Below are 20,168 nucleotides of genomic sequence, written 5' to 3'. Positions count from 1 at the left end.
GAGCGACTTTCACTCTGAATCTCCGATGGCATGGCTGACCGATATGCAATGCACGACCCTTACTGCGCCGTACATTCAGGTTCTGCGAGATGTTCACCATCAACTCGGAATTTGCATAATTCGGTAGTTTCATTCACTCCGACCAACGACATCAGCTTGAAGGTCAACTGCAATTCGGTGTCGGAAAACGTGGCCCTATCCAATGAAACATCGGTGAAGCCGTTGTTAAAGTTCTTCCCTTCAATGTCGCAGAACTCCATCGAGTCGCTCGCTGCTCCTTGTCCCCCAGGCTTGAGAATCTGAATATTGACGCAGGGGCTATCGAACGTTTGGTAATAACGGACCAGTTTTCCGGAAACTTGAGCAACATCGGCTTTATATATATCGACGACCGGCCCTCGTGCATTGCCTGCAAATGCACAACATGAAAAACACAAAACTGAAAACAGCGACAATCCTTTCAAGACTCACCCACTCCATAAACCTGCTGATCAAATGCTTTAGTTCACTGTTTGCTCTTGCCCGGAGCCATAGCCAATTGACGGGCTCGCTCTATCGTCGCGCGGATCAAGCAGGCATTCGACCACTCCCCGAAAACCGATTTAGACGATTTTGGCTCCACAAATAAATCTGTCACCTTTTTTTATTATCATGACAAATATATCAGCCCCTCTTTATACAAAAATCCTTATCTTTAACGGATGCAGGTATACGTGAAGACTTGCCAAGCACATTCATCTTATCGATATAACTCGCATAAAGAGGGCAAGCATCTTCTTTCATACCCAGATCCCAATAAGCATCTGCCAAATTCAGTATGGCAACTAACCTTTCAGGATACTTTTGGTGAATTTTCTTCAGAAGCAATACTGCTAAAGCACTCTCTTTATTACGGTATAAATAATAAGCATAATCATTGATCGCTCCAACATTATTATCCCCAACAATCAATGATATTTCATATACCAAATCTTTTGGAATGCTAATTCGTTCCCCACTTGTGCCGGGCTGAAGAAAAAGCCCCCCTTTTTCACCTTCAGGAAGCTTCTTCAATACATACTTAAAGTCTTTATTAATTTCAGCAACCTTTGCACTTTCACTCATGTTCTTGACAGCAGGACCATTACCAGAAAATTGGGAAAATTTTACGCAACACTCAATGCGCCGCACATCAAATCCACGAGGAATTCTATCCTCGCCTGGCACGTTCTCGTCGCCAATAGAATATTTTTCATCACGATCAGGCTCCTCCCAGCCGGACATTTTGTATAGCAAGAAATCGTTAAGACTTCGATCCCATCTGAAGTCATACTTCGTTATCAGTGTGTTATGCGGGTAGTAGTCAATCAGAAGTGAAAAATCACCTGGTATATATCCCTCTGAAAGCCCGCCGCTACCGAGCTCAAAACCACCTGTTATTTTTTTATCACTACCACCAATATCGATGGTTATATTTGAAAAAGTCTCATCTTCCGCAGAAGAGGACACAGCATAATGATCACATACTCCATCAGAATTCAGATCGATCTGACATTGAGTAGCTGCCTGCACAACGCCGAACACGGAAAAAAGCATGAAACCAAATAAAAACTTCATCATAGAGTTCCTCCAAGAGCAACTATTCGAGCTTCAGCATACTGTTTCGCGACAGACGCGGTGCGGGAAGATGCGTAGTATTTGCGGGTAGCATTGCCACTTACGGACGAGTCCGAGTTATATAGCTCAATAAAACGCTTATACCCTATAATCGCTTGATTTCGGTCTGCGGCCTTCCCGCTAGTTCCTCCCGCCGGATCACTCCATAGCCCCCAAGCAAACGAAAACTTGGCATTCTTATATGCTTTACTGTCAGCCAACTCATAGACGCCCAATTTATTCAGCTTGGCGCACCCTTTTATATCAAGCGCTTCAATTGCTCGATTCAAAAACTGCAATCTATCATCGTAACCATTGAAGCCACCATTCACCACGGCAGTACAATAGATAAAATCATCCAAATCCGAACTCGCAGTTAACTTTTTAAAATTCGCCCAGAACCACCCCACGGAAACCACACTATGAGGCAGCTGTGCCATTTTATTATAGTCGGGCGCGCCCAAGAAATTTTCGCCTATAAAAATACCATAAGCCTTATAGTTTTCTTCGTAAGTAATTTGGATCAAGCCCCGACCAATATATGGCGCATACGAAGGAAGACTATTATAACCCTCAATCGTAACTCCAAGACTGCCACTCTCATGTAACATCTGCGCCAAAACATGCGCCTTACTTATACAGGTAACAATTCCAGCCGTAGCGTACATTTCAGTTAGCAGATCTGTGTACTTGTCAATATTAGCCTGCGTAGCCGCTGGGGCAATTAATTTAATTTGCTCTTTAGTAATAACATCCGAACAACTACAGCCACCGCTATGTGCAAACGAAGAAATTAGTCCGACAGGATGAATATGTTGCACTCTCGCATCATTGGAGATTCCGTGCTGCCCCAACAGCTTGCTCCACCAACTGAGCTTCTCAATTCGCGCCTTTTCTTCTACCCATTCTTTATGAGGTTCAGAATCGCTATGCCCAATTATTTCGTCTAGGGCATCCCACTTATCTTTTTTAAAGTCCCACTCATTTTCATAACGGGTGACCATTTGCGATATTGGTTGAGAGAACCAAGGCTTGTTCAATGCTTCTGCAATCTCAGTCGGGGCGATTTTTTTATCCCCGTCCCTATCAAGTATTTTATACAGCTTCTCGTTAACGGAACCCGCAATAGCCGCCTCCACGTTTGGCAAATAGCCCTCACGCTCCTGCTCACTGAGATTCTCTTGGGCATGTAAAAACGCTGCAAAGTGATCGGCGTTGCTGGTGGTCTCTTCGATAAAATCGAAGCCATTCCACTCAAATGGTGAATGTCGCGAAATAACTATGTCTTGCTCCGCAAACCACCCATCAATCCCGTTACCGTCCTTGTCCCCCAAAAGACCATCTAGACGCCACCAATACGTGGTTGTCGTTGACTGCCCCATTGTGACTGTTTGTTTTATTTTTTTGTCCGCAGGTAGCGTCTCCAGCAATCCTACAGGGACATAAAAATCGTACCCCACATCATTCCCAGCGTCTGATGCCTTAGGAGGATTTGTAGCGTTCATACCTTGCACGTGCGTAATAAGCTTGGTGCCTACAGGTATTTTGACTATTGATTTCTCAGCGACGGGTGCCCCTGCGGCTTTAGCTTTACTCTGCTCAGTGAACGCCTTCACATCCTCACAGCTGAAAACCTCTAGGTGCAGGAGGTTCTTCGGAGCTGCATCTGAATGGTTTTGATACTTGCCAACATGCCCGAGAACTTCACCAGCTTTGATCTTGTATGTCGGAGAGAGGACAACAACATCTCCCATCGGGCTATGCGGCTCACTCTTCGGCGTAAGTGACTGCAGCCAAATAAACCCAGGAAACTTGCCATCCGCGCCGGCGGCTAGGGCTGGAGTCGCCTGGCCACTGACGATTTCGGCGAGCTTACGAAAGTTGTTAGGTGTCGCTTCGTCACCAAGCCGTACTTGTGCGCCTGCTGGTAAGTGGCTAAGCGGGAGGCCGCTGGTATGGGCGCCCCTGATATTCGCTCCGTGCTGAGCGCCTCCAGGGATAGGATCTTGAGCTTCGTTACCCACGAAATACTTGCCACCCCCCAAGTCTTTCAATTGACCCTTATATACCCATCCGCCCGCAGGCAAGCCTGCGATTTCAGGACTAACGCTGATAACCGCAACCCACATTTGATTCGCTGGGGCAGGTTGTGTAACCACGGTCGTCCCCCGGGGCAAAACTGCCAAGACGGGAAAGTGCCCGGCGTTACCACTTCGCATCCGGATGCCCAAAGGCTTGTCTGGAGCATTGGCCTTAACTTCATAAAGCCCCTTTCCCCAAAAACCCGGCCGGTCTTTAAGCGTAGGGTTCGCTTTGTAACCCTCCCAATCCAGCAAGTGCATATAGAGGCTGAAAAACGTCAGGCTTGGCCCTGCCACCGGCGAGCTTGCGGGAGCCGCCCCGGCTACAGGCGCCGGAGGTGCCGGTAACTCAAGTCGATGCTTAACCAGCACAAACCCCGTCGAATAAACCGAGTGCGTCGAGCCAAAATCCGAAGTCGGATACTTCTCGTCAATACGGTAGGCGACGACTTCTCCATCAGCGATGCACCTGACCTCCGTCAGATCCTTCACCAACCCTGAAGCTTCATCGAAATGAACGCCACCATGCCAAAGACCATTGGCCCCCAATGGGTAGTAACCGTCCTTTGCTTTAGCTAACGCTTTGTAGAACTGCTGTGGATCGGTCGCTTCGGCTGTCCCTACCTTCAGGGGATACGACCATTTTTGAATTTTGTTCGTTGTCTCTGTCATTACCAATTACCTGAATTCTGATCCCTGGTGGCTTGGATTGCCGTCGATGTATTACCCAGAAAAATTGAGCATGCGTTTTGGCTTGCGTTTGACCTGTTCTTCAGGCGCATTCAACAACGCCTGATCCATCAAACTCCCCGCCTTATCCTTATCCGCCGCCCCCGGGAGCACCGGCGGTTTGATCCCGATCCCGGTGCCACTCCCCGCCGACCCGCCAGCATTAATCTTCACCACCGGCCCAACCACCGTCACACCACCGCCATCGAGCTTGATAAAGCTCCCACCGCCCAGAATCGTCAGTTCGGTGCCGGCCTCAATCACCATCTTGTCGCCAGACTTCAGGTGGATCTCTTTCCCCACACTGGTCAACTGGGCGGTACCAAGTTTGACGTGCTGGCTCTCTCCTACCGTCAGGTGATCGTCAGCTTTCGCTTCGATCTTGCGGTCGGAGATGGTGGTGCGATGCTCTTCAGCCTTCAGCTCGGTGTAGCTGTTCTTCACCACAGTGTCGTGACGTTCATTCCCGACCCGAATCTTCTGGTCGTGCTCGACGTTTTCATCCCAATCGCGCTGGGCGTGGATGAAGATTTGTTCGGCGCCTTTTTTGTCTTCGATGCGCAGTTCGTTGTAGCCACCGCCGCCCGGGGAGCTGAGGGTTTTGAAGACGCTGCGGGTTTTGTTCGCCGGGAGGGCGTAGGGCACCGGGTTTTCCTTGTGGTACAGGCAGCCGGTGACCAGTGGCTGGTCGGGGTCGCCTTCGAGGAAGGTGACGAGGACTTCCATGCCGATGCGCGGGATGGAGATGGCGCCGTAGCGGTCGCCGGCCCAGGAGCTGGAGACGCGTAGCCAGCAACTGGTCTTGTCGTCGGCCAGGCCTTCGCGGTCCCAGTGGAATTGCACCTTGATGCGGCCGTATTGGTCGCAGTGGATTTCTTCGCCTTTGGGGCCGGTGACCATGGCGGTCTGGCTGCCGAGCACGCGGGGTTTCGGGTGTTCGAGGGCCGGGCGGTAGAACACGTCCCACGGGGTGGCGAGGAAGGTGTTGCGGTAGCCCTGGTGGAAGTCATCCTTGTTGTCGGTGGTGTCGCTGGTGACCGACTCTTCGAGGACTTGCGGTTGTTTGCCTTCGTGGAAGATTTCGGTGAGCAGCCAAAGGTCGTTCCACTCGCTGCGCGGGTGGTCGGACATTTCCATGAAGTGGCCGCTGACCAGTTTGGTCTGATCGCCACGACCTTCGGCCTGGCGGTAGTCGGCGCGGTGGCGTTCGAGGGCGCGCTGGCTGAGGAACTTGCCGCGCGCGCGGTCGATGAAGCGGCCGGGGTAGTCGTAGTCTTCCAGATCCGGTTCAGCGTCTTTGCTATCAAGAGCGCCGTCCGGTTTGTAGGCGGCTTCCATTTGCAGGCGCGGTTTTTCGAAGTCGTAGTCGCGGCGCGTGGTGCGGCTGGTGCGGGTTTCCAGGCGCAGCTTGAAACCTTTGATCACCGGTTCTTCGGCGACCATGCCGCTACCCTGCACATACGCGGTCGGTTGGCCGAGGTTCGGGAACACGGTCTGGTCATCGCCGAACACCAGCAGGTGGCCTTTCTTGCTGTGCTGGAAGTGGTAGTGAATCCCCTCCTCTTCGCACAGACGCTGGATGAAATGCAGGTCGGTTTCGTCGTACTGCACGCAGTAGTCGCGATCCGGGCACGGCTGGCTCAGCTGAAAGCTGTAGGCGTTGCCCTTGATGCCGTGCTCGTCGAGGATCAGCGCGATGATTTTCGGCGCCGACATCTGTTGGTAGATGCGCTGGTTGGTGCGGTGATGCAGGTATTGCAGCTGCGGCACCAGCGAAACCTTGTAGCGGGTCAGGCGCTTGCCGGCATCGCCCTGGGCGACGCGGTAGATCTGGCCGTGGATGCCCGAGCCTTGCGGATCGAGGGCGAGGAACGCCTGTTTGTGCAGGAGTTTTTCCAGGTCCAGATCGGGGTTTTCGCTGACCAGTTCCAGGTCGAAACGGAATGGCTGGCTGATGCCTTCGGTGCCGGTGAACGACAGCACTTGCAGGTCGCCTACGTAGTCTTCAACGGTGAGGCTGAAGTGCGTTTCGTTAGCTGGGTTGAACATAAAGTGCTCCCTGTTCGAATGTCATCCGTTACGCCCGCAGTCGCAAACGCTGCAGCCAGGACGAAGTGGCGCCCAAGGCGTCACGCAATTGGTCGGCAGTGATGTTGCGCTCTGCCGGGTCAAAGGCCAGCGCGGTACGCAGCGCGGGCCAGCAGTGTTTCGGTAGATTCGACGGTGCTTGCAGCTCGCGCTCCAGGTGTTCGTCACGGGCCTGGGTCGACGGCAAGCGGCGGAACGGGGGTTTGCCGCCCGCCAGTTCATAGATCACGCAGGCCACGCCGTACACGTCCGCGCTGGCCGACAGCGGTTGGCCCTCGAGCAGTTCGGGGGCGGCGTAGCCCGGGGTCCAGGCGTTGAAACGCTCGCGACTCAAGTGCGGCAGGCCGGGCAGGATGCCCTCCTCGGCTTGTCCTAGACCGAAGTCAAACAGGCGCACGCCGTCTTCGCAGAGCATGACGTTGCTCGGTTTCATGTCACCGTGCAGCACGCCGCGACGGTGGGCGTAGGCCAGCGCGTCGAGCAGCGGCAGCGCGATGTCGCGCAGTTCTTTCCACGGCAGGCCCAGTGGCCGCTCGCAGAGCAGTTTGTCCAGGGTCAGGCCACGCATGAGTTCCATGGTGATGAAGGCCCGCTGGCAATCGGTGTCCACTTCGAACGTGTGCGGTCGCAGCACGTTGTCGTGGCGCAGGCGTCGGGTCAAGGCGAACTCGCTGTAGAGCAAGGCACTGGCGTCCGGCGACTCGGCAAATTCTTCGCTGAGGATTTTCAGCGCAATGTAGGGATCGGGATCGCCGAACTGTTCGTGCAGCAGATCCCGGGCCCGGTAAACCGCACCCATGCCGCCGGCCCCGAGCAGGCGCTCGAGGTGATAGCGGCCGGCGAGTACGTCCGGCAGTGCGCCGATGCTGGCCTTGGTTGGCGCCAGCAAAGGCTCTGCCTTGTTTTCGCTGGCGAAGGCGAAGTAAGTCAGGTTGTTGGCCTGCTCTTCGCTCATCAGCAAGTCGTCGACTGAGGATTCGATTTCAGTCATTGGCGGATCACCACGGCCGTCAGGTTGTCGCGAGCGGCACCCCGCAGGGCGCCGTCGAACAGACGTTCCAGCGCCACGTGTGGCGCCGCCAGGCTGAGGGCGTTGCCGAGGGCATCGCTGCTCAGGCCTTGATACAAACCATCGCTGCACAGCAGGAATACATCGCCCGGATAGACCTCGAGTTCCAGCACATCGAGGGTCAGTTGTTCCGCCGCGCCGACCGCCCGGGTCAACGCCTGGGCCGCCGGGTGCGCCGCTGCCTGTTCGACGCTCATCTGTTGCTCGTCGATCAGTTGTTGTTGCAGCGAATGGTCCTTCGACAGCTGATACAACCGCTGTCCGCGCCACATGTAGCAACGGCTGTCGCCGGCCCAGATGCAGGCCGCACGATTGCCTTCCACCAGCAGCGCCACGACGGTGCTGCCCATGATGCTGTCGTGGCGCCCGGCGGTGACGGTCAACTCCTGCCCCAGGCGCCGGTTCAGCCAGTGCAGGCACTGGCGGATGGCTTTGAGGCGTTCGTCGAAGTCTTCGTGCTGCGGCAGTTCAGCCAGGCTGGCGACGATCAACTGGCTGGCGATGTCGCCACCCTGATGACCGCCCATGCCGTCCGCGACCACCCACAGCCCATGCTGCGGGGTGTCGAGGAAGGCATCTTCGTTGCGCGACCGCACCTTGCCCGGATCGGTTCGCGCCGCGCTGCGCCAGGGACTGGCCACCAGCATCAGAGCTGCACCGGCATACGGAAGGTGCGCAGCACGCCCATGTCGAACGGATTCGGCGTGCGCTGGCTGGTCAGCAGGTAGTTGGCGCGCAGGCCACCTACGTCGGCCTTCAGCACCAGCACGTCGCGACCGGTCAGGTACTCGGTCTGCATCAGGTCGAACAGACGGAACAGCGACCACGGGCCGGAGTTCTTCTCGATGCCGATCGGGCGTCCGGCCATCTTGTCCATGACCAGGCTGGTGCGACCGTCTTCAGCATCGGTCGGCCACTTGAAGCTCATGGGCAGGATCGGACCGTGGCGGTATTCCATGGTCTTGTCGCCGAACTTGAACTCGGAACGGCTGACCGCCGGATCGAGGGTGTACGGCTCCAGCTTGAACTGCACGGTCGGCTCGGCCGGGTTGATCGAGAAGAAGCTCTGACGGATGTTCAGGGCCGCCGCCATCTGGTCGAGGAACACCTTGGACACCGGCAGGCTGCGACCGTCGATGCTGCGCATCCGGTAGTTGCCCGGATCACCGCTGACGAACGGACGCATGTAGCTGTCGAAGAAGCGGTCGATGGTGCCTTGAGCCCGGAAGAACTCGCGGAAATCGCTGATCGCCACATCGCTGGTGCTCGATGCGCTGAACGGGTAACGCTGGCTGATGGTCTTGCCATACACGCTGTACAGCTCGCTCTGATAACGGCCGTTCAGGTATTGATAGGCATCGTTGAGCACCAGGCGCCACGAGTCTTCGGCCAGCACGTTGAACCACACGCTCAGCGGACGCGGCAGACGACCGGACGCATTGCGCAGGTTGGTCAGCGCATCACGCTGACCGCTCATGCGGGTCTTGGCCAGTTCGAACGCGGCTTGCTCCGGCGTACTGGAACGGGCGAGGCCCGCCAGTTGCAGTTGCAGGTCGTTGAGTGCGGTGAATGCCGGGGTCAGGTCAGCGGCCGGGCCGTTGTTGTCGTCGAGCAGCTTGTGCAGCGGCTCGAAGCGACGTTGCAGAGCCTTCTTGGCGGTGTCCGGCAGGTTTTTCGCCACGTTCATGGCCGAAGCCTTGTCCGCGACAGCGGAGGCCAGTTTGCCGACCTTGCCCAGTTTGCCCTTCTGCCCCGCCAGCGCATCGGCGGCGTCACCGGCTTCGTCCACCGGCTCAGGGGCTGCCTGGAAGCGGGTGTTCTCGCGAACTTCGGTCAGCAGTGCCAGCACCGGCGAGTTGGCCGAGGTCAGGCCCGCCAGTTGTTCGGCGCCTTCACCGGCATCGCTGATCGGCGGCAGCGCCACCTGGCCAACGGCCTCGCTCCAGTAGTTGGCGTAGTCACGGAAGTACAGTTGCTCCAGCTCGACCATCAGGCGACGCAAGTCCATGTCGCTGATGCCGGCGCCTTCGCCCAGCACCCAGTTGTCACGCAGGATGTCGGTCACCAGCGACGCGCCTTGTACCGAGAAATACTGCTGATAGCCGGTCTGGGTGTAGAAGCCCGGGATGACGTATTCGGTGCCGATGAACAGCGAGCCCTGCGGGCCGAGGTGCTGGCTGAAGCGGTAGTCCGGCAGGTTGCGCGCCTGCTCGCGGAGCATGCGATAAACCACGGCGGCCAAAGATTCGCTACGCAGGACCTGACGCGCCTGAGTCACCAGTTGCTCGTTGAGCGGGTAGATGAACGGCTGCTTGAGCAGACGCTCAAGGTGCGCGTTCAGACCGTTCTGCACCGCGGTGTTGCCGGTGTAGCGCTGCGACCAGTCAGCCGCGATCCAGTCCTTGAGCCATGCCGCGTCGCGACGATCCTTCATGTTCAACATCAGGTACGCGCGCAGGCTGTTGATCAGCTTTTCGCGGTCCTTCATGTTGGCGCGGATCTGGCCTTCGAGCATCGTTGCGACACGCGGCAGCAGTTGCTTTTCAAGCTCGCGTTCGTAGGCTTCCTTGACCACCGGACTGACGTCCTGGCCTTGATACAGACCGACACGCTCGTGGTAAGACACGTCGCTCTTGTTCGGGAACACCTGGGTGGCGGCGTAGCTGGAGTCGAGGGTTTTCAGTGCGCCCATGGCGTCATCGCGCGGCGACAGTGCCGTGCGTTGCTGGGTCCAGTTCTGCGCCAGGTTGCGCAGGTCTTCCAGACGCTCGTAGTTGGCCGAAAAACCACCGGCCCAGAGCATGCCGAACAGGACCAGCGCGCCCAGTGCGCCGACGTACAGCGCACGCTGGCCCCAGTGGATGCGGCTGCGCTCGCGCTTGTCCAGACCGGCCAGATCGGCCTCGGGGAAAATCACCCGGCTGAGCAAGTGGTGGATGAAACGCGAACGACCGCTGCGCAGCGTCGGCAACACGCCGGCGCTCATGCCCAGACTCGCGCCGATGCCGGCGGTGGTCGAATCCATTTCGTGGGTCAGGTGCGGTGCGCTGGTCAGGTAGAAACCACGCAGCTGCGTCGCACGCTGGTAGCGGTTGCCGGTGAACGCCATGTCGACGAGCAGGCACAGACGCTCGCCGATCTGGCCCATCTGGTGCGGGAAGTCGAGGATGCGGCCCCGGCGCTGGGTATCGCGCTCGGAGTGCATGCGCATGATCACCTGGCTGTTGAGGCGACGCAGCAGCTCTTCGAACTCGTTGCGCAGCACCGCCACGTCGGTGCCGACCTGATCCTTGCGGAAACTGGTGCCCAGCACCTGATCGCTTTCTTCGCGGGTCAGTTGGTCGAAGAACTCGTCGAAGCCCAGCAGCTTGTCAGCCTTGCTCAGCACCAGATACACCGGCACATCGACGTGCAGCTTCTGATAGACGTCTTGCAGACGCGCACGCACCTGGCGGGCCAGGGTTTCGATGTCCTGTTCGCTGCCGCTGGTCAGGGTTTCCACCGGAATGGTCACCAGCACACCGTTCAACGGACGACCACGACGACGCTTGCGCAGCAGCTCCAGCAAGGTGGTCCAGGCGCTGCCGTCGACTTCCGCATCCGGCTGGGTCAGGTAGCGGCCGGCGGTGTCGATCAGCACACCGTGGTCGGCGAAGTACCAGTCGCAGTGGCGGGTGCCGTGGGTATCACGGGTCAGCTTGCGGTCGATCTTGTTGATCGGAAATTCCAGCCCGGAGAAGTCCAGCAGGCTGGTCTTGCCGCTGGCCTGCGGGCCGATCAGCAAGTACCACGGCAAGTCATTGCGCCAGCGCTCGCTGCGGCCGCGATACAGGCTCGACGTCTTGAGGGTTTTCAGGGCGTCCTTGAAACGCTCCTTCAGCTCTTTCTGCTCTTCGTCGATCAACTCTTCGCGGCGGATACGGTCCTGCCCGTCTTCGGTTTCTTCGACGGCTTTCTTGCGGATACCGGCGCGCCAGCTGACGAAGACCATGGTCAGGCCCCAGATCAGGAACAGCACGCTGATGGTCAGCAGACGCGACGTCGCGCTCTCCCAGAACTTGTAGTCATCTACCGCCAACAACGGGCCGACGAACCACACCAGCAGCGCCACGAACAGCACCAGCAGCAGGGTCCAGACCCAGGTCTGGCGCAGGAAGGCGCCGACTTTCTTGAAAAACTTTTTCATCACACGTCCCTGTTTACGGCTGCGACTGCGGCTGGGCCGCGGCCGGATCAAGCGGCTGATAAGGTTGCAGAACGGTGTCGCGCTGCTCGCCCAAGACCCAGGCGAAGCCCGAATACATCATCACCAGGCAGACGAAGGTGAACAGCACCACCATCCACGCCGGCACGATGCGCACCAGGTTGCGGCGCTGATCGTTGAGGCCTTCCCACTGCGGCGACAATTCACGCGGCACGTCGCCGCGCAACTGACGGATCTGCCGGTACAGGGCGTCGCGGATGCCTTCGAGCTCCAGCATGCCGCGCGCCTGCACGCGGTACTTGCCCTCGAAACCGAGGGACAGGCACAGGTACATCAGCTCCAGCATCGGCAGGTGCTTGACCGGGTTTTTCGACAGCCGATCGAGCAGCTGGAAGAACTTCTCGCCACCGAAGGTTTCGTTGTGGAAGCTGCTGAGCAGGCTCATTTGCGACCACTCGCTCTCGTTGCCCCACGGCGTGGTCACGACAGCTTCGTCGACCACGGTGCAGAGCACGTATCGGGCGGCCATCACCTGGCTGCTTTCGGCGCCGTTGTGCAGGGCGCGCACTTCAAACAGCTTGAGCCCGGCGGTCAGGCGCTCGTTGAGCGCGTAGAGGTCTTCGCGGGTTTCGCTGTGCTTGAGGCGCACCACTTCCGACAGCAGTTCGGACGAGGCCGCCACCAGCGAATTGAGGCTGATGTTGAAGGCTTCCGCCGGGCGCAGGCGCGCGGCGTAGATCATCCGTTCTTCCAGTTGTTCGAAGCGCGGCGGCGCGGCGAAGTCGGTCAGCGGACTCGCCGCCGGGCCATGGCCCTGACGGTCGAGCAGGACGGTTTTGTCGTCCTGGTTGTGTTCCATGTCCTTGATCATGTCGGTCAGTTCCTGATGGCCCAGAATTTCAGTTCAAGCTCGGCGAATTCGCCGGACACGTGGAACGCGAAGCCGCCGGAGCGCTCGAGTTGTGCCAGGTCTTCGGAACTGAGTTCGAGGATGAAATAGGTTTTGTTGGAGTGGAACGCGATCTGCCGCGGGGCCACCGGCAACGGTTTGACCTTGATCCCCGGCAGGTGCAGGTTGACCAGTTGGCGGATACGCTCCACCGGGCCGACCTTGAGGTGCGCAGGCAAGCGATTGCGCAGTTCTTCGGAGTCGCAGTTGGCACTGGCTGCCAGCACGAACGACGCCGAGCCCAGCAGTTTGTGGTCGTGCAGCGGCGACACGATGATCCCGTACTGACGCGCTTGCAGGATCAGCTCGATGGCGTGCTGTTCCAGCACCATCGACAGCACCTGACGGATCGACTCCATCAGTTTGCGGAAGCTCGCGCCCTGGTCGGCGTGGGAGTAACGGCTGTCCAGGCGCGGGCGTTTGCTGTCGCTGGAGAAGGTCGCCAGATCGCCAAGCATGGTCAGCAGCGTGCGGTACAACTCTTCCGGGTGAACCTGCTCCAGGCCCAGGTAGTGGCGCAGCAGCAGTTCGGTGCGGTTGATCAGTTGCAGCATCATGAAGTCGCCGATCTCCGCGCCGCCGACCTTGCCGTTCGAACGAATCCGCTCGGCAATGGTGTCGCCCCGGTGACCGAGCATGCTGATCACTTCCTTCAGGCACGACAGCAGATAGCTGGACGCGTGGGCCTGAATGTAGGTCGGCACGAAATCCGGGTCGAGGCTGATCACGCCGTCGGGCGTGGTGTCGAGCACGTCGCAGATCTTCAGCTTCACGTAGGCCTGGTCGCTCTGCTGCTCGCCGAGCAACAGCTTGAAGTCCGGACGACCGCAACTGACCTGACTGGCGGAATCGTCTCCCGCGTTGGAGTCGGCGACTTCGGCGTCATACGCGGTGTAACGCGCAAGAACGTCCGACTGCTCCGGGCGACGGGCCTCGATGTGGTTACCGGTAACCAGTGGCAGCGCCAGATAGATCGGCATGTTGCCGGTGTTCGGCGGCACGTCCAGCGCCAGCGGTTCGGTGTTGCCACCGAGTTCGAACAGGCTGCCGTCCGGCAGGATCCCCGAGGCTTCACTGATCACCAGCTTGCCCATGTTGAGGAACTGCAAGTCGATCTGAAGGTTCAGGAAACCCCAGGTGTAGCCGCCCAGCAACTGGGTACGGGTCTTCATCTGGTGATCGTAGTAGCGGTCGTTGTGCTGGAAGTGCTGCGGACGCAGCAGCATGCCTTCCTGCCAGATGACTTTATGGGTATTCATGATCAGTCATCTGCCTTGGCGAGCGCTTCGTGGGTGTTGCGGATGCCGGTCCGATCGAGGGTCAGATCGGCTTCGGTGACCTCAAGCGGCGTGACCTGGAATGTGTAGCGCCATTTGGTTTCCGGCAGGTCGCGGTACGCGGCGAGGATGCCGACGTAACGGCTGCCCTCCTCCACGCTGAGCTTCATTTCCACGGTTTCACCCGGGCGCAGTTCGAGTTCTTCGCTGGCCACCAGATCCGGGTTGAGGGATTCCTTGGCGCGTTCGTACAGACTGAAGAAATCGGCGTTCTCGAAGGTCACCGGGTGCTTGAGTTCAAACAGGCGCACCACGATCGGCGACGGACGCCCGTTGAGGTCCGGGTTCAACTGATCGCTGCCGGTGATCTTCAGGTTGACCTTGGTCACTTTCGAATACGGCGACATCGACGAACAACCGGCGAGCAGCACCAGTACGGTGAGCGCCGTCAGCGTCTTGAAAAAAGCGGTCGAGCGGCGAGACATGCGCATCATCCTTGGTGGTCGGTGTGGAGGGTGGAAATCAGGCGGATCTGTTCTTCGTAGGCCTGGGCGAAGTCGCGGGCCAGCAGGCGCTCGCTCCAGTCATCGTCCTGACGCAACGCCTGGTGGTAACGGTTGAACGCTCTCCAGCGCCCGCCGGAGGTGGCGAGCAGTGGCTTGTTGTCGCGCTCGAATCGCAGGGTCAGCTGTTCCGGCGAGAAGTGCTCCAGGGTGCCGCGCACCGCCGCGCGGCTGGCGGTCAACAGCGCCACCTGATGCGCCTGCAAGTCGCGGAACGCACGGGAGATCGCCTGCTCGGCCGGCAAGTGTCCCGGCTTGTGCGGCTGCAACAGGATGTCCAGCGCTTCGCTCGGATCGACGGCAAATTTCAGCGGGTTCTTGTTGGTGCCTTGCACGGTAGTCTGGGCCAGACGCAGCTCGTTCTTCAGCTCCGAGCGGGTGCGCAGGCTCTGTTGCAGACCACCGATGCTCTGGCGCAGCAGACGTGCCGCATTCAGCGCGAGGGCTTCACGTTCGTCGTGGCCGAGGTGCTTCACGTCCACGCCGAGGGCTGCGCCGAATTTGTCCCAGAACGTTTCGCTCTGACGCTCGACGGCTTTCGGTGCAGGCGCAGGCTCAGGTTTGGGCTCGACGATCAGCTCCGGCACCATCAGGCTTTCCATGTCGATGCGCGCATAGTCGGCGCGCTGACGGGAGTCTTCAGGGTCGGTCACCGGTGCGAGCATTTCCTCGAATTCCGAGTACACGCGCTCTTGCTGCTCCAGCGACTTCAGCGGATCGAGATCGAGGAACGCATCGTCCGGAATGATGCTGCCGGCGGCGCGTGGCAGGCCGACTTCACCGTCGAACGTCGCCGGGTCGCGCACCAGTCGTGCGCGAATCTCGAAGTCGCCCAGCACGTAGGTGCTGCCGTGCTCGATGCGCACCGGCTCGCCCTTGTGCAGGCGCGCGCCGCTGTCGCCGTCCTGAACACCGTTGCTGCTGGTGTCGGTCAGGAAAAACGTGCCCTCGCGATAGCTGACGATCGCGTGGTGATTGGACAAGTGACGCTTGCGGTCAGGGATGATCCAGTCGCAGTCCTCACCCCGCCCGATCACGCCACCGGCCTGTTTGAAGGTCCGCTGGCACAGCTCGGTGGGCACGAACTGCTTGGTGTTCAGCATTTCGAAAACCAATTCCATGTTTGATGCTCCTTGCGGTCACTTGCCGCGATTGGCCGCCTGCGGATCACCCAATGGGCGGTAATCGTTATCGTTGAATTTGTAATTGCCGCTGCAGCCGCCGAGGCCGCATAGAACGACGAGGGTCAGCAGGACAGTGTGCCAGTGACGAACAGACATCAGAGGGTCTCCAGGTGTAGACAAAGCACAAAGCGCCGACCCTTTCGGGCGGCGCTGATATAAGCGGACGAGGTGAATCCGACGGACTTTCGCCTACCCATCGAAATCACCCAGATTGATGTTCAAGCGACCGAGCCGGTACAGCAGCGTGCGGCGCGGCAGGCCCAGTTCCCGGGCGGCGAGCGTCTGGTTGCCATCGTTCTTGCGCAGGCAATCGAGCAGTAGATGGCGTTCGACCTGCTCCAGTCGTTCGCGCAAATTGAGGCCGCAGTTGTCTTCCGGCATCGGTTCCAGGCGAAGTGAGAAATGCTCGGCCAGCAACTCGCCGCCTTCGCACAACAGCACCGCCCGCTCGACCAGGCCTTTGAGTTCACGCACGTTGCCGGGGAAGGTGTAACCGGACAGGTGTTCCAGCGCCGCGTCCGACCAGCGCACCGGATCGCGTTGCAGGAAGGTGCAGGCCTTGTCGGCGAAGTGTTTGGCCAGGTCGAGGATGTCGCCTTCGCGCTGGCGCAGGGCTGGCAATTCGATCGGAAATTGCGCGAGGCGGTAGTACAGGTCCTCGCGGAATTTGCCTTCGCTGACCAGCACCGACAGATCGCGGTGCGTCGCGGCGATGATGCGCACGTCGATCTTGTGGGTGTCGTTGGAACCCAGCGGACGGATCTCGCCTTCCTGCAACACGCGCAGCAACTTGGCTTGCAGCGACAGCGGCATGTCGCCGATTTCGTCGAGCAACAGCGTGCCGCCGTTGGCCGCGTCGAACAGCCCGGCGCGGTCACGGTCGGCACCGGTGAACGCGCCTTTGCGGTAGCCGAACAGCTCACTTTCCAGCAGGTTCTCCGGGAACGCCGCGCAGTTCTGCACGATGAACGCCTGGGACCGGCGGGGCCCACAATCGTGGATCGCCCGCGCGACCACTTCCTTGCCGGTGCCGGTCTCGCCACGCAACAGCACGGTGTACGGGCTGTGCAGGACTTTGCTGATCAACGAGTAGGTCTGGCGCATGGCCGCGCTCTTGCCGATCAGGCCGTAGCCGCTTGCACTCGGCAGACTGCGCACGACCGGCGCGGCCGCATCCACCGGCTGGCGCAGACGTTGCAGCAAGTGCAACTGTCCGAGCACGAACGAGCCGAGCTGACCGAGAGAATCGGCAAACCCTTGCAGGTTGATGTGACGACGGCTGGCGCACAGCAACAACCCCTCGACAGCCTTCTGCGGATTGACCAGCGGCACGCACAACAGCGACTGCCACGGCGTGGACGACGCCGGCAGAAAACTGGTTTCTTGCAGGCTGCCGCCCAAGTCGTCGAAGCTCACCACGCGGTTCTGGCACAGGGCAAATTGCAGCAACTGCTCGCCGTTGTAGTCCGCCGGCAGGCTCGCCGCTCCACGCGGCTGCAACAAGCCGTCGAGGCACTCGGCGTTCATTCCCAGGCACGTGTGGGTGGCATCGAGCAGATACAGCTGCGCCAATTCGCAACCGCTCAACCCGGCCACGCCGCGCACGAAGTCACCCAGCAGCGCAGCACCGTCCGCCGCCCGCGACAGACTGGCGAACTGCGCCAGCAAGGCTTCGGCATAGAGCAGTGGCTGCGGCACTTGAGTGAACATCACACTCACCTCAGGCGAACTCGCAAGTCACGCTGGCTTCGCCGTCGAGCGTCGCATGCACGCGCTTGAGGCTTTCACCGGTGGCCATGGCGTCGAGCAGGCGGTCAGCCACCAGCGGCAGCACGTGCTGGTCGAGCAAATGGTCGATCAGGCGCGCACCGCTTTCGCTTTGCGTGCAACGCTCGGACAGGTGATCGACGAGGTTCTGGCACCAGGTGAAATCCAGTTGGCGACGGTTCAGGCGCTCGCCCAGACGACCGAGTTTGATCTCGATCAGCTCGCGCAGCACCGGGCCGCCGACCGGGTAGTACGGCACCACTTTCATCCGCGCCAGCAGGGCCGGTTTGAAGTGTTTGCTGAGCACCGGGCGAATGGTTTCTTCCAGCACTTCGGCAGTCGGACGTGCGCCGTCTTCGCAGAGGTCGCTGATCTTGTCGCTGCCCAGGTTCGAGGTCATCAGGATCAGCGTGTTGCGGAAGTCGATCTCGCGCCCCTCGCCGTCGTTGGCCACGCCCTTGTCGAAGATTTGGTAGAACAGGTTGAGCACGTCCGGGTCGGCCTTCTCGACTTCATCGAGCAGCACCACCGAGTACGGCTTCTGGCGCACGGCTTCAGTGAGCATGCCGCCCTCACCGTAACCGACGTAGCCTGGCGGTGCACCGATCAGGCGGGAAACGGTGTGCTTCTCCTGGAACTCGGACATGTTGATCGTGGTGATGAAACGGTCGCCGCCGTACAGCAGGTCGGCGAGTGCCAGGGCGGTTTCGGTCTTGCCGACGCCGCTCGGGCCCACCAGCAGGAACACGCCGACCGGTGCGTCAGGTTTGTTCAGGCCGGCAGCAGTGGCGCGCATCGAGCGATCCAGTGCGTGCACGGCCTGTTCCTGACCACGGATGCGGGTGCGCAGGTCAGTGGCGAAGCTCGCGACCTTGGCGTTGTGTTCACGGGCCAGTTGCGCCAGCGGCACGCCGGTCCAGGCGCTGATCACTTCGGCCACCAGACGCGGGCAGACTTCGAAGCTGACCAGACGCTCCTTGACCTGAGCGGCGGTCAGGGCACTGTGGGTTTCGTTGAGCTGTGCTTCCAGCGCTTCGACGCTTTGGCCTTCTTCAACTTCAGCGACCACGGTTTCGATCACCGTGCCTTCGGCGTCTTCCTCAACGCTGACGGTTGGCTCGATGGCGGCAGCTTCACGGGCCTTGGCCAGTTGCTGACGCAGTTCCAGCAGGCGCTCGGCCAGTTGCTTCTGCTCGGTCCACAGGGTTTCCAGTGCGACCATTTCGTCTTCGGCTTCGTCCAGGCGCGCTTCCAGTGCCTCCAGCGCTTCGTGGTCGATCAGCAGACCGGCTTCGGCATCGCGACGCAGGGCCTGACGCTGACGGCCACCTTCAGCCAGTTCGCCACGCAGGCGCTCCAGGCTTTCAGGGGCAGCGGCGAGGCTGATGCGAACACGGGCGCACGCGGTGTCGAGCACATCGACCGCCTTGTCCGGCAGTTGCCGACCGGCCAGGTAACGGGCGGACAGTTCCGCTGCCGAAACCACGGCGTCGTCACGCAGGTAGATGCCGTGGCTCTTCTCGTAGACCTGAGCCAGGCCACGCAGGATGGTCACCGCTTCGCTCACGGTCGGTTCGTGCAATTGAACCGGCTGGAAACGACGGGCCAGCGCCGGGTCTTTCTCGAAGTATTTCTTGTACTCGGCCCAGGTGGTCGCGGCGATGGTGCGCAGTTCGCCACGGGCCAGCGCCGGTTTCAGCAGGTTGGCCGCGTCGGAACCGCCGGCATTGCCGCCCGCGCCGATCAGGGTGTGGGCTTCGTCGATGAACAGGATGATCGGCTTCGGCGAGGCTTTGACCTCGTCGATCACGCCTTTCAGACGACGTTCGAATTCACCTTTGACGCTGGCGCCCGCTTGCAGCAGGCCCATGTCCAGCGACAGCAGCTCCACGCCTTTGAGCACTTGCGGCACTTCACCGGCAGCGATGCGCGAGGCCAGGCCTTCGACGATGGCGGTTTTACCGACACCGGCTTCACCGACCACGATCGGGTTGTTCTTGCGGCGACGGGCGAGGATGTCGACCATCTGGCGGATCGCGCCATCGCGGCACAGCACCGGGTCGAGTTTGCCGTCGCGGGCCTGTTGCGTCAGGTTGTGGGTGAAGCGCTGCAGCAGCGATTCGCCCTGAGCGGCCGGCTTACCGTTGGCGGCTGGTTGCTCCTGTTGCGACAGAGCGAATTCTTTCAGGCGATCAATGTTCAGTTTGGCGAGCAGCGGCTGATAACGGCTGCCGGCGTAGCGCATCGGGTTGCGCAGCAGCGCGAGGATCAGGGCGGCGTCTTCAACCGAGGTCTGGCCCAGTTCGAGGTTGGCTACCAGCAGCGCGTCTTGCAGCCACTGCACCAGTTCCGGGGCAAACACCGGGTTGCGCGAGGCACTGTGTTCAACGCGAGATTGCAGCGCGGCGCTCAGTTCGCCAGCGTCAACGTCGGCATCCTGCAGTGCGCGGGAGAGCAGACCGTTCGGGCGCTCCAGCAGGCCGAGCAGCAAGTCTTCGACCAAAATCTTGCTGCCGCCACGGGCCACGCAGCGCTCGGCCGAACGCTCCAGATCGCGACGGGTTTCGGCGTCCAGCGCCTGGATGAGTTGTTGCAGGTCTACGTTGATCATGGCTCACGTCC

At 59.8% G+C, this 20,168-nt stretch carries 14 protein-coding genes; all 14 read right to left on the bottom strand.

The window, feature by feature from the left end:
* Positions 1-59 precede the first annotated feature (59 nt).
* The 14 genes from J5M72_RS10455 to tssH all read right to left on the bottom strand — a co-directional run bounded on the left by J5M72_RS10455 (position 60) and on the right by tssH (position 20,157).
* On the bottom strand, positions 60-464 hold the full coding sequence (locus J5M72_RS10455; protein WP_207865414.1) for a hypothetical protein: 405 nt from the start codon (positions 462-464) through the stop codon (positions 60-62).
* A 199-nt stretch (positions 465-663) separates the two neighbouring features.
* Positions 664-1,596, bottom strand: a complete 933-nt coding sequence (locus J5M72_RS10450; RefSeq protein ID WP_207865413.1) for a tetratricopeptide repeat protein — start codon at positions 1,594-1,596, stop codon at positions 664-666.
* Positions 1,596-4,388, bottom strand: coding sequence for a hypothetical protein (locus J5M72_RS10445; protein ID WP_207865412.1), 2,793 nt, complete (start codon positions 4,386-4,388; stop codon positions 1,596-1,598). Before J5M72_RS10445 ends, J5M72_RS10450 begins: the two co-directional genes overlap by 1 nt.
* A 51-nt stretch (positions 4,389-4,439) precedes the next feature.
* Complete coding sequence (locus J5M72_RS10440) at positions 4,440-6,494, bottom strand: type VI secretion system tip protein VgrG (protein WP_207865411.1); 2,055 nt, start codon at positions 6,492-6,494, stop codon at positions 4,440-4,442.
* Positions 6,495-6,522: 28 nt separating this feature from the next.
* Positions 6,523-7,524 carry a serine/threonine-protein kinase gene (locus J5M72_RS10435; protein WP_207865410.1) on the bottom strand — a complete coding sequence of 334 codons (1,002 nt, stop codon included), beginning with the start codon at positions 7,522-7,524 and terminating at the stop codon, positions 6,523-6,525.
* A complete protein-coding gene (locus J5M72_RS10430) occupies positions 7,521-8,249 on the bottom strand; it encodes a PP2C family serine/threonine-protein phosphatase (RefSeq protein WP_039765158.1) in 729 nt (242 codons plus the stop codon). The genes J5M72_RS10435 and J5M72_RS10430 overlap by 4 nt, the downstream gene beginning before the upstream one ends.
* The gene (tssM, locus tag J5M72_RS10425) at positions 8,249-11,788 is read right to left on the bottom strand and encodes a type VI secretion system membrane subunit TssM (RefSeq protein WP_207865409.1); all 3,540 of its coding nucleotides are present in this window, start codon (positions 11,786-11,788) and stop codon (positions 8,249-8,251) included. Before tssM ends, J5M72_RS10430 begins: the two co-directional genes overlap by 1 nt.
* Before the next feature lie 13 nt (positions 11,789-11,801).
* Positions 11,802-12,677, bottom strand: a complete 876-nt coding sequence (icmH, locus tag J5M72_RS10420; protein WP_011336585.1) for a type IVB secretion system protein IcmH/DotU — start codon at positions 12,675-12,677, stop codon at positions 11,802-11,804.
* 5 nt (positions 12,678-12,682) lie between these two features.
* A complete protein-coding gene (gene tssK / locus J5M72_RS10415; RefSeq protein ID WP_085731357.1) occupies positions 12,683-14,014 on the bottom strand; it encodes a type VI secretion system baseplate subunit TssK in 1,332 nt (443 codons plus the stop codon).
* Positions 14,015-14,016: 2 nt separating this feature from the next.
* Positions 14,017-14,517: a type VI secretion system lipoprotein TssJ gene (gene tssJ / locus J5M72_RS10410; RefSeq protein ID WP_169432485.1), complete on the bottom strand. Its 501-nt coding sequence runs from the start codon at positions 14,515-14,517 to the stop codon at positions 14,017-14,019.
* 5 nt (positions 14,518-14,522) lie between these two features.
* The gene (gene tagH, locus J5M72_RS10405; protein ID WP_169432486.1) at positions 14,523-15,716 is read right to left on the bottom strand and encodes a type VI secretion system-associated FHA domain protein TagH; all 1,194 of its coding nucleotides are present in this window, start codon (positions 15,714-15,716) and stop codon (positions 14,523-14,525) included.
* 18 nt (positions 15,717-15,734) lie between these two features.
* Entirely contained in the window at positions 15,735-15,875 is a 141-nt protein-coding gene (locus tag J5M72_RS10400) for a type VI secretion protein (protein WP_207865408.1), read from the bottom strand.
* A gap of 93 nt (positions 15,876-15,968) precedes the next feature.
* Positions 15,969-17,489 (bottom strand): sigma 54-interacting transcriptional regulator, encoded by a 1,521-nt coding sequence (locus J5M72_RS10395; protein WP_207865407.1) that lies wholly within the window; start codon positions 17,487-17,489, stop codon positions 15,969-15,971.
* Positions 17,490-17,499: 10 nt separating this feature from the next.
* Entirely contained in the window at positions 17,500-20,157 is a 2,658-nt protein-coding gene (gene tssH / locus J5M72_RS10390) for a type VI secretion system ATPase TssH (RefSeq protein WP_207865406.1), read from the bottom strand.
* Positions 20,158-20,168 lie beyond the last annotated feature (11 nt).

Origin of the sequence: Pseudomonas sp. 58(2021) (assembly GCF_017491585.1) — a bacterium.
Taxonomy (GTDB): Bacteria; Pseudomonadota; Gammaproteobacteria; order Pseudomonadales; family Pseudomonadaceae; genus Aquipseudomonas; species Aquipseudomonas fluorescens_BT.
This window is presented reverse-complemented; position numbering and strand designations above follow the sequence as displayed.